The organism is Streptomyces sp. NPDC020362 (assembly GCF_040642095.1).
Classification (GTDB): domain Bacteria; phylum Actinomycetota; class Actinomycetes; order Streptomycetales; family Streptomycetaceae; genus Streptomyces.
Map to the genome: position 1 here is coordinate 1 of NZ_JBFAET010000267.1, position 9759 is coordinate 9759.

The following is a 9759-nucleotide window of genomic DNA, read 5'->3' on the forward strand; positions in this document are numbered from 1 at the left end:
GGGCGAACGCGCGGAGGCCCGAAGGGCTGAGCACGATCGCCCACTCGGCACCGGCTGGAGCGCCCCGGAGGCGGAGCGAGCCAAAGAATGAGGTGCCCGAGCCGGGCGCCGTCACCATCGTCGTCCCGACGTTCAACGAGTCCGCGAACATCCGGCAGCTGCTGCGCCAGATCACCGAGTCGGTTCCCGCCCGGCTGCCCTGCGAGGTCGTCTTCGTGGACGACTCCACCGACGACACCCCGGAGGTGATCCGCGAGGCCGCGCAGGACTGCCCGTTCCCGGTGGCCGTGCTGCACCGCGAGGAACCGGTCGGCGGGCTCGGCGGGGCGGTCGTCGAGGGGCTGAAGGCGGCGACCTCCGAGTGGATCGTCGTCATGGACGGCGACTGCCAGCATCCGCCGTCCCTGGTACCGGAGCTGGTGGCCACCGGCGAGCGGGCGAACGCGGGGCTCGTCGTCGCCTCCCGGTACATCAAGGGCGGCAGCCGGGCCGGTCTCGCGGGCAGCTACCGGGTGGCCGTCTCCCGCGGCGCGACCTGGCTGACCAAGGCGCTCTTCCCGCGCAGGCTGCACGGCATCAGCGACCCGATGAGCGGTTTCTTCGCCATCCGGCGCAGCGCGGTCACGGCGGAGGACCTGAAGCCGCTCGGCTACAAGATCCTCCTGGAACTGGCCGTACGCAGCCGGCCACGGCAGGTCGCCGAGGTGCCGTTCGTCTTCCAGGACCGGTTCGCGGGGGAGTCCAAGTCGAGCGCGCAGGAGGGCTTCCGCTTCCTGCGCCACCTGGCAGGGCTGCGCACCGCCTCGCCCGTCGCCCGCATGGTCGGCTTCGGTCTGATCGGGGCGAGCGGCTTCGTGCCCAACCTGGTCGGCCTGTGGGCACTGACCGTGCCCGGGCTGCTCCCCCATGCTCGAATGAGCTCGTACGGGGGCACCCCCATCGTGCTCGCCGAGATCCTCGCCAACCAGCTCGGTGTCGCCTGGAACTTCCTGCTCATCGAGCAGCTGCTGTTCCGCGACCGGCGGGCGCACCGCCGGTGGTGGGACCGGCTGGGCCGGTTCGCGCTGCTCGCCAACGCGGACCTGGTGCTGCGCATCCCGCTGATCGCGCTGCTCGTCGACCGGTTCGGCATGGGCGCGCTGTCCGCCACCGCGCTCGCGCTGGTGCTGACGTTCGTCCTGCGCTTCGTGGGGACCGAAGCGCTGGTCTATCTCCCGCGCCGCCGTCGCGCCCCTTCGTCAGCTCGATGAAGCACAGCCGTACAACCGCAAGGAGAGCCGTGTGAACAAGCGCCGCAGACGGACCGCGCTGGTCGGGGTGGGGGCCCTGACCACCGGTCTGCTCCTGACCGCACCGCAGCCGGCCCAGGCCGCGAACCTGGTGCAGAACCCGGGCTTCGAGACCGCCGGCACGGACGGCATGCCGTCCTGCTGGGAGAAGTCCGGCTGGGGCGACAACGACTTCAGCTTCGAGACCACCTCCGACGCCCACTTTGGTGCGAAGGCCATGAAGGTCACGCTGACCCGCCGGGCCGACGGCGACCGCAAGGCCCTGATCACCGAGTCCAGCGCGTGCGCGCCGGTGGTGAGCGTCGGCAGACAGTACGACCTCGGGCTCTGGTACAAGACCACGACACCCGACGCCAACATCACGCTCTTCCGGCACGACGCCACCGCCGGCTGGCAGTACTGGACCGACCTGAAGACCCTGGACATGGCGAACGCGTGGACGCAGGCCACGGTCCGCACACCCGAGGTCCCGGCCGGCACCGACCGGATCACCTGGGGCGTCTCCGTCTACGGCACCGGCTCGGCGACCACCGACGACTACACCATGGAGCAGGTCCCGGACACCCTCCCGCCCGCCCAGTGCACGGGCACCGACGACCAGTGCGCCAACGGCAGCTGGTCGGTGCTGCCGACGCAGAACCCGGTCCGCTCCATGCACTCCGTCGTCCTCAACAACGGCAAGGTGCTGCTGATCGCAGGCTCCGGCAACAGCGAGGAGAACTTCAACGCGGGCACCTTCACCAGCGCGGTGTACGACCCGGCGAACGGCACCTACAAGGTCGTCCCGACGCCGAAGGACATGTTCTGCGCGGGCCATGTGCAACTCCAGGACGGGCGGGTGCTCGTCATGAGCGGCAACAAGGCCTATCCGGTCGCGGGCGGGCACGGCTACGAGGGGTTCAAGGACTCGTACATCTTCGACCCGAAGACCGAGACCTACAGCAGGACCAACGACCTCAACGACGGCCACTGGTACCCCTCGGCGACCGAGCTGGGCAACGGTGACGTCATCTCCTTCGGCGGCCTGCGCGAGGACTCCACCGGCTCGGTGACCGCCGAGCTGTGGTCGGACAAGGACCAGCAGTGGCTGCCGCTGTCGAAGGTCAACCAGACCTGGTCGTACTGGGGCCTGTACCCGTCGATGATCCTGATGCAGGACGGCCGTCTCTTCTACTCGGGCAGCCATGTCTTCGGCAACAACATCCCCGGCACGGGCTCGGCGATCTACGACTACGGCGCCAACACCGTCACCCAGATCCCGGGGCTGCAGAACAAGGACGAGCGGGACCAGTCGGCGAGCGTGCTGCTGCCTCCGGCCCAGGACCAGAAGGTCCTCACCATCGGCGGCGGCAACATCGACTCCAACCCGGACGCGGGCCGCCTGACCGACCTGATCGACCTCAAGCAGGCGAACCCGTCGTACATCGCCGGGCCGCCGGTCCCGCAGGGCACGGTCGACCTCGGCAACGGCCGTCAGCCGGAGACCGGCAACCAGGGCAAGATGTACGTCTCCGCGGTGCTGCTGCCCGACGGCAAGGTGCTGGAGACGGGCGGCGCGCTGCACAACCGCGCCAACCCGGTGTACGAGTCCTCGATCTACGACCCGGACGCCAACACCTTCGACCCCGTCGCCGCCGACCCCGAGTCCCGCGGCTACCACTCCTCGGCGTTCCTGCTGCCCGACGGCCGGGTGATGGCCACCGGCGACAACCCGGGCAACGGCACCTGGAACCACAACGTGTCGATCTACACCCCGCCCTACCTCTACAAGGGCACCCGGCCGACGATCACCTCGGTGATCAACCAGGAGTGGAAGTACGGCGACACCCAGCGGATCACCGTCGACCGGCCCGTCGCCAAGGCCGAGCTGATCCGCCCGGCCGCGGTCACCCACTCCTCCGACCCGAACCAGCGCTTCGTCGACCTGCCGCTGTCCGTCGACGGCAACAACGTCGACCTGAACGTGACGAGCAACCCCGACCTGGCTCCGCCCGGCTGGTACATGCTCTTCGCGGTGGACGCCAACGGGGTGCCGTCGGTGGCCAGGTGGGTGCACCTGCAGGGCCCGGCCGCGCTCAGCGCCTCCGCCGCCTCGGCGCACGTCCACTCGTTCGCGGACGGTCTGAAGGGCGTGACGTCGGGGCCGGGCAGGAAGCGGTCCTCGCAGGAGGTCAGCGCCACGATCTCCGGGTGCGACCGGCACTACGGCTCGGTCAACGTGTGCGTGCCCACGGTGTTCCCGCCGCAGGTGAAGAGGACGGCCGCGGCACGCTGCAGCTGGTTGGAGCAGAACCACTACGGGCGGCTGCGGGTCAACGGCGGTGATGATCCCCTGGGGTTGGACCGCAACGGGGACAAGGTCGCGTGCGGGAGGGGAGATGTGACGAGGCGCTAGCCGGAGGCGGGATCCGTCGGACGGCGGGTGCGGGCAGCGTGTGGTTGCCCGCGCGGTTCCCCGCGCCCCTACGGGGCGCTCAGCCTCAGGGCGCGTTCCACGATGGCTTCCAGCTGGTCGTGGTGCGCGCCCTTCCAGTACGCGTGGCCACAGTCCGTGCACTGGGCGAAGACGTCGTACGAGCGCTGCGTGCCGCCCTTGAGCTGGTCGGCGACCTCTTCCTTGGTGGCCTCCTTCAGCATGCCGTTGCAGGCGGTGCAGCGGGTCCAGGGGCGCAGGTCGGGGGTGAAGCGGTCGAGGACGTCCCGGAGCTGGTCGTCGGGGCGGGTGCTGTAGATGTAGGCGCCGGCCCACAGCTCGCGGCGGCGCAGCAGGCCCCGGTCGCGGCTGAGCATGACCCGCTTCTCCGCCGCCGAGCGGGCGGCCAGCGCCGGGTCGCCGATGTCGGTCGACTCGTACGCCGTGTCCACGCCGAGCAGCCGCAGACGGCGGGCGAGGGTGCCGAGGTGGACGTCGAGGAGGAAGCGGAGAGGGGCGCCGGGGACCTGCTGCGGGCGTTCCACCGCGCGGACCGAGACCCGCTCGGCCGCGGCCGGGATGTGGGACGTCGGCACCTCGCGGCCGTCCACCACCAGCGCGCCGACCTCCGTCAGGGGGATGCCGAGGGACTCGATCACGTGGCCGAGGGTCGAGACGCCGTCCGTGCCGAGCGCGGTGGCGCCGGCCCGCCGTGCGGGCGGCACGAACAGGTACAGGGCGGGGGCGACTTCGACGTGGATCTCGGGACGGTTCACCTGGCCAGCATGGCACGGCCGACGGCCGGAACCTCAGGGTTTTCCGGTGGGCAGGCCGCGCGCCAGGACGTCCACGGCACGGTCCATGAGGTCCGCCAGGTCGCCCTGGTGACCGTTCTCCGCCCAGTACATGGAGACTTCCATCAGACCGCCGATGAGGGACATCGCGTACACCCGCACCTCCAGGCCGTCCTCCGCCAGACCCGAGCGCTCCGCGACGGCCCGGCGCAGCAGCAGGCCGGTGGCCGACATGCTCTCGATCATGCGGGCGCGCACGGCGGGGACCTCCGCGGTCAGGCGTGTCCGCAGCCGGGCCACCTCGGGTCCCTCGTTCATGCCCAGCGTGACGGCCTTGCGCACCACGTACCGCAGGGAGTCCGTCAGCGGCTCGTCCGAGGGGCGGGCGCGCAGTTCCTCCAGCAGGAGCGCGTCGTACTCGTCCGTGAGGACGATGTCCTCCTTGGTGGGGAAGTAGCGGAAGACGGTGGACGGCGACACCTCCGCCCGCTCGGCGATCTGGTCGATCGTCGTGGCGTCGTAGCCCTGTTCCTCGATCAGGGCGTACGTCGCCGCGCGGATCGCCTCCCGGGTCTTGATCTTCTTGCGTTCGCGCAGACCGAGACGGGGCCGGTCGGCGGGGGAGGCGGGGGATTGTGCTGCCGTCATGCCCGTCATTGTCCGGCATTCCCCACGGGCTCGGCCACGACCGGGGTCTCTTCGCCTTCCGTGCGTCGCGCGACCGGGGTGTTCGGCAGGAGCGCCGCGGCCAGCAGGGCAGAGACCAGGGCCGCGACGGCGCACACCAGCAGGACCACGCCCATGCCGTGGACGTAGGCGGTGTTCGCGGAGGCGGCGAGGTGTGCGGATCCGGTCTTCTGGGCGATCACGTGCGCGGCGACGACCGAGTCCCCGGCGGTGTGGGCGGCCGGTGCGGGCAGGCCGGTCACGTCCAGACGGTCGCGGAAGACGTTGGCCAGCAGGCTGCCGAGCAGGGCGATACCGATCGCGGAGCCGACCTGGCGCAGGGTCATCAGCAGGCCGGAGCCGCTGCCGGCCCGGTCCCGGGGCAGGGTCGCGAGGGCAGCGGTCATGGCCGGCACCAGTGCGAAGCCGAAGCCGAGGCTCGCGACGGAGAGCCACAGGGCGGTGAAGCCGTAGCCCGAGCCGGTCGTCGTACGGCTGCCGAGCAGGGCGGCGAAGGCCAGCACGACCAGGCCCGCGCTGACCGAAGCGCGTGACCCGAAGCGCGTGGCGAGCGGGGGAGCGAACTTCGCGGCGACGGACAGGCCGAGGACCATCGGCAGCATCCGGACGCCGGTGCCGAGGGTGTCGTTGCCGAGAACGGCCTGCAGGTAGGGCGGCAGCACGAACATCAGGCCGGACAGCACGAACATCACCAGCGTCGCGGCGACGGTGTTGAACAGGAAGCCGCGCTGGGCGAGCAGGCTCATGTCCAGCATGGGGCGCCGCACTCGGCGCGAGCGCAGCACCAGCCCGGCGATCAGGACGGCTGCCGCGGCGAACATGCCGAGGACCAGCGGGTCGCCCCAGCCGCGGTCGGGGGCCTCGATGATCGCGTAGATGAGGGCGCCGAGCCCGCCGGTGGTGAACGCGGTGGAGAGGCTGTCGACCCTGGGGGAGGCCGGGTCGCGGGTCTCGGGCAGCAGCAGGACGCAGGCGAGGATGCCGATCGCGACCATGGGGACGTTGATCAGGAAGACCGAGCCCCACCAGAAGTGGTCGAGGAGCCAGCCGCCGATGATCGGTCCGAGCGGCAGGCCCAGTGCCGAGCCGGTGGAGACGAGGCCGAGGGCCTTGCCCTGCTCGTCGGGGGTGAACAGCGACGGCAGCACGGACATCGCCAGCGGCGTGATCAGCGCGGCACCGACGCCCATCACCGCGCGGGCGGCGATCACCAGGTCCACCTCGCCGGCCAGGGCGCCGAGCAGGGAACCGACGAGGAAGATCACGAGCCCGGTGATCAGCATCAGCCGCCGCCCGAACCGGTCGCCGAGCAGCCCTGCCGGGAGCATCAGGGCCGCGAAGACGACGACGTACGCGTCCGCCATCCACTGCTGCTGTCCGGTGGTGGCGCCGAGCTGTTCCGCCATGGTCGGCAGGGCCACGTTGAGGATCGTCATGTCGAAGCCGAGCACCAGCATGCTCGCGACCAGGGCCCCGAGGGCCCACCAGCGGCGGCGGTCGTGCCAGGTGTCGTCGGTGTGCGTGACAGTGGTCATGAAATGAGAGTAGCTATCAAAATATAGGTTCTGTCAATCTCGATCTGCTGTCAGCATAGAAAATGGCCACGGCTCGCGAGCCGTGGCCAGGTGCGGGAGGAGCGGACGGGTTATGCGTGCTGGTACGCCACCAGGGAGATGCCGACGTAGTGGACGACGAACGCGGCGAGGGTGAAGGAGTGGAAGACCTCGTGGAAGCCGAACCAGCGCGGTGACGGGTTCGGGCGCTTGATGCCGTAGATGACGCCGCCGGCGCTGTAGAGGAGGCCGCCGACGATCACCAGGACCAGGACGGCGATGCCGCCGGTGCGCATGAAGTCGGGCAGGAAGAAGACGGCTGCCCAGCCCATCGCTATGTAGCAGGGGGTGTAGAGCCAGCGCGGTGCGCCGACCCAGAAGACACGGAAGACGATGCCCGCGGCGGCGGCGGCCCAGATGCCCCACAGCAGCCACTGACCCTTGGCGCCGGGCAGGAGCAGCATGGTCAGCGGCGTGTAGGTGCCCGCGATGATCAGGAAGATGTTGGCGTGATCGAGGCGGCGCAGGATGCCGTCCATTCGCGGGCTCCAGTTGCCCCGGTGGTACAGCGCGCTGACCCCGAAGAGCAGGCATGCCGTCAGAACGTAGATCCCGCAGGCGATACGGCCTCTGCTGGAGTCGGCGAGGGCGGTGAGTACGAGGCCCGCGACGAGCACGGCCGGGAACATGCCGAGATGCAGCCAGCCGCGGAGCCTGGGCTTGGCGGGGTGCGACTCGGAGGGCGCGGTGGGACCGCGGCCGGCGGCCGGCGTGTCCGTGGGCGCGTCGGGGACGGACGCAGTCATGCGGGGCATGGTACCTACGGCTCCGTAAGTCGCGTGTCAGCACGCTCTGATGAACGCGCACAACGCAAAAAGTCCTTCCGTTGAACTCCATGTGGACGCAAAGAATCACGGAAACCGTGGCATTCCTCACGTCGCTCACCTGTGATGCCCTCTGGACAGATGCGCACTAGAATCGGATGATCAAATGAGTGCGGTCGGCACCGGATGAGCGGCTACGAAGCGTCCGGGTCGCAGCCCCCACGGGGCGACAAGACAAAAAATCCCTCAATTAGGAGCAATCGTGGCGCGCGACATCGCGGCTCCCACCGGCATCCCCACCAACCACCAGGAACTGATCTCGTGGGTCAACGAGATCGCCGAACTGACCCAGCCCGACAATGTGGTCTGGTGCGACGGATCCGAGGCCGAGTACGAGCGCCTCAGCGAGGAGCTCGTCCGCAAGGGAACCTTCAGGAAGCTCGACCCGATCAAGCGCCCGCACTCCTACTACGCAGCATCCGACCCGACCGACGTCGCGCGCGTCGAGGACCGGACCTTCATCTGCTCCGAGAAGGAAGAGGACGCGGGCCCGACCAACCACTGGAAGGCCCCCGCCGAGATGCGGGAGATCTTCTCCGGTGAGAAGGGCCTGTTCCGCGGCTCGATGCGCGGCCGGACCATGTACGTCGTGCCGTTCTGCATGGGACCGCTCGGCTCCCCGCTGTCCGCGCTCGGCGTGGAGATCACGGACTCCGCCTACGTCGCCGTCTCCATGCGCACGATGACGCGCATGGGCCAGGCCGTCCTGGACGAGCTGGGCGACGAGGGCTTCTTCGTCAAGGCCGTGCACACCCTCGGCGCCCCCCTGGAGCCCGGCCAGGAGGACGTCCCCTGGCCCTGCAACAAGACCAAGTACATCTCCCACTTCCCGGAGAGCCGCGAGATCTGGTCGTACGGGTCCGGCTACGGCGGCAACGCGCTGCTCGGCAAGAAGTGCTACGCCCTGCGCATCGCCTCCGTCATGGCCCGCGACGAGGGCTGGCTGGCCGAGCACATGCTGATCCTCAAGCTCACCCCGCCGCAGGGCGAGTCCAAGTACGTCGCCGCGGCCTTCCCCTCCGCCTGCGGCAAGACCAACCTCGCCATGCTGGAGCCCACGATCTCCGGCTGGACCGTGGAGACCATCGGCGACGACATCGCCTGGATGCGGTTCGGCGAGGACGGCCAGCTGTACGCGATCAACCCCGAGGCCGGGTTCTTCGGCGTCGCGCCCGGCACCGGCGAGCACACCAACGCCAACGCGATGAAGACGCTGTGGGGCAACGCCGTCTTCACGAACGTGGCGCTCACCGACGACGGCGACGTCTGGTGGGAGGGCATGACCGAGGAGTCCCCGGCCCACCTGACCGACTGGAAGGGCAACGACTGGACGCCGCGGTCCGAGACGCCGGCGGCCCACCCCAACGCCCGCTTCACGGTCCCCGCCTCGCAGTGCCCGATCATCGCGCCCGAGTGGGAGGACCCGAAGGGCGTGCCGATCTCGGCGATCCTCTTCGGCGGCCGCCGCGCCAGCGCGGTGCCGCTGGTGACGGAGTCCTTCGACTGGAACCACGGCGTCTTCCTCGGCGCCAACGTGGCCAGCGAGAAGACCGCCGCCGCCGAGGGCAAGGTCGGCGAACTGCGCCGCGACCCGTTCGCGATGCTGCCGTTCTGCGGCTACAACATGGGCGACTACATGGCCCACTGGATCGACGTGGCCAAGGACAAGGACCAGTCCAAGCTGCCGAAGATCTACTACGTCAACTGGTTCCGGAAGAACGACGAGGGCAAGTTCGTCTGGCCGGGCTTCGGCGAGAACAGCCGCGTCCTGAAGTGGATCGTGGAGCGGCTGGACGGCAGGGCCGAGGGCGTCGAGACCCCGATCGGCGTGCTGCCGGCCAAGGGCGCGCTGGACACCAACGGCCTCGAACTGTCCGAGTCCGACCTCGACTTCCTGCTCACGGTCGACAAGGACGTCTGGCGCGAGGAGGCGGCCCTCGTCCCCGAGCACCTCAACACCTTCGGCGACCACACGCCGAAGGAGCTGTGGGACCAGTACCGGGCGCTGGTCGAGCGCCTGGGCTGAGACCCGCGAGAAAGACTCCACGGCCGGTTGGGATGCCCTGACCAGCGATCGTCACGGCCGGCCGTGGTGACACCGCCGAGGGCCCCGCACACCGTTGTGCGGGTCGACCGGGC

General features: G+C 69.9%; 7 protein-coding genes. 3 read left to right on the forward strand and 4 right to left on the reverse strand.

Annotation, left to right across the window (positions count from 1 at the left end):
- The first annotated feature begins 35 nt into the window (after positions 1-35).
- The gene (locus tag AB0H32_RS43630) at positions 36-1250 is read left to right on the forward strand and encodes a glycosyltransferase family 2 protein (protein ID WP_361133752.1); all 1215 of its coding nucleotides are present in this window, start codon (positions 36-38) and stop codon (positions 1248-1250) included.
- A gap of 31 nt (positions 1251-1281) precedes the next feature.
- Positions 1282-3684: a galactose oxidase early set domain-containing protein gene (locus AB0H32_RS43635; RefSeq protein ID WP_361133735.1), complete on the forward strand. Its 2403-nt coding sequence runs from the start codon at positions 1282-1284 to the stop codon at positions 3682-3684.
- Positions 3685-3752: 68 nt separating this feature from the next.
- On the opposite strand, the gene AB0H32_RS43640 is transcribed toward AB0H32_RS43635, so the two are convergent.
- The 4 genes from AB0H32_RS43640 to AB0H32_RS43655 all read right to left on the reverse strand — a co-directional run bounded on the left by AB0H32_RS43640 (position 3753) and on the right by AB0H32_RS43655 (position 7542).
- The gene (locus AB0H32_RS43640) at positions 3753-4478 is read right to left on the reverse strand and encodes a Mut7-C RNAse domain-containing protein (RefSeq protein WP_361133738.1); all 726 of its coding nucleotides are present in this window, start codon (positions 4476-4478) and stop codon (positions 3753-3755) included.
- A 33-nt stretch (positions 4479-4511) separates the two neighbouring features.
- Positions 4512-5153: a TetR family transcriptional regulator gene (locus AB0H32_RS43645; RefSeq protein WP_361133741.1), complete on the reverse strand. Its 642-nt coding sequence runs from the start codon at positions 5151-5153 to the stop codon at positions 4512-4514.
- Positions 5150-6718: an MFS transporter gene (locus tag AB0H32_RS43650; protein WP_361133744.1), complete on the reverse strand. Its 1569-nt coding sequence runs from the start codon at positions 6716-6718 to the stop codon at positions 5150-5152. Before AB0H32_RS43650 ends, AB0H32_RS43645 begins: the two co-directional genes overlap by 4 nt.
- 110 nt (positions 6719-6828) lie before the next feature.
- Positions 6829-7542, reverse strand: a complete 714-nt coding sequence (locus tag AB0H32_RS43655; protein WP_361133747.1) for a hemolysin III family protein — start codon at positions 7540-7542, stop codon at positions 6829-6831.
- A 280-nt stretch (positions 7543-7822) separates the two neighbouring features.
- Between AB0H32_RS43655 and AB0H32_RS43660 the strand changes: the two genes are divergently transcribed.
- Positions 7823-9646: a phosphoenolpyruvate carboxykinase (GTP) gene (locus tag AB0H32_RS43660; protein WP_361133749.1), complete on the forward strand. Its 1824-nt coding sequence runs from the start codon at positions 7823-7825 to the stop codon at positions 9644-9646.
- Positions 9647-9759: the final 113 nt, after the last annotated feature.

Bases quoted from the DNA above. Each gene is read 5' to 3' on its own strand.
- AB0H32_RS43645 (WP_361133741.1), bottom strand. From the start codon at position 5,153: ATGACGGGCATGACGGCAGCACAATCCCCCGCCTCCCCCGCCGACCGG.
- AB0H32_RS43650 (WP_361133744.1), bottom strand. From the start codon at position 6,718: ATGACCACTGTCACGCACACCGACGACACCTGGCACGACCGCCGCCGC.
- AB0H32_RS43655 (WP_361133747.1), bottom strand. From the start codon at position 7,542: ATGACTGCGTCCGTCCCCGACGCGCCCACGGACACGCCGGCCGCCGGC.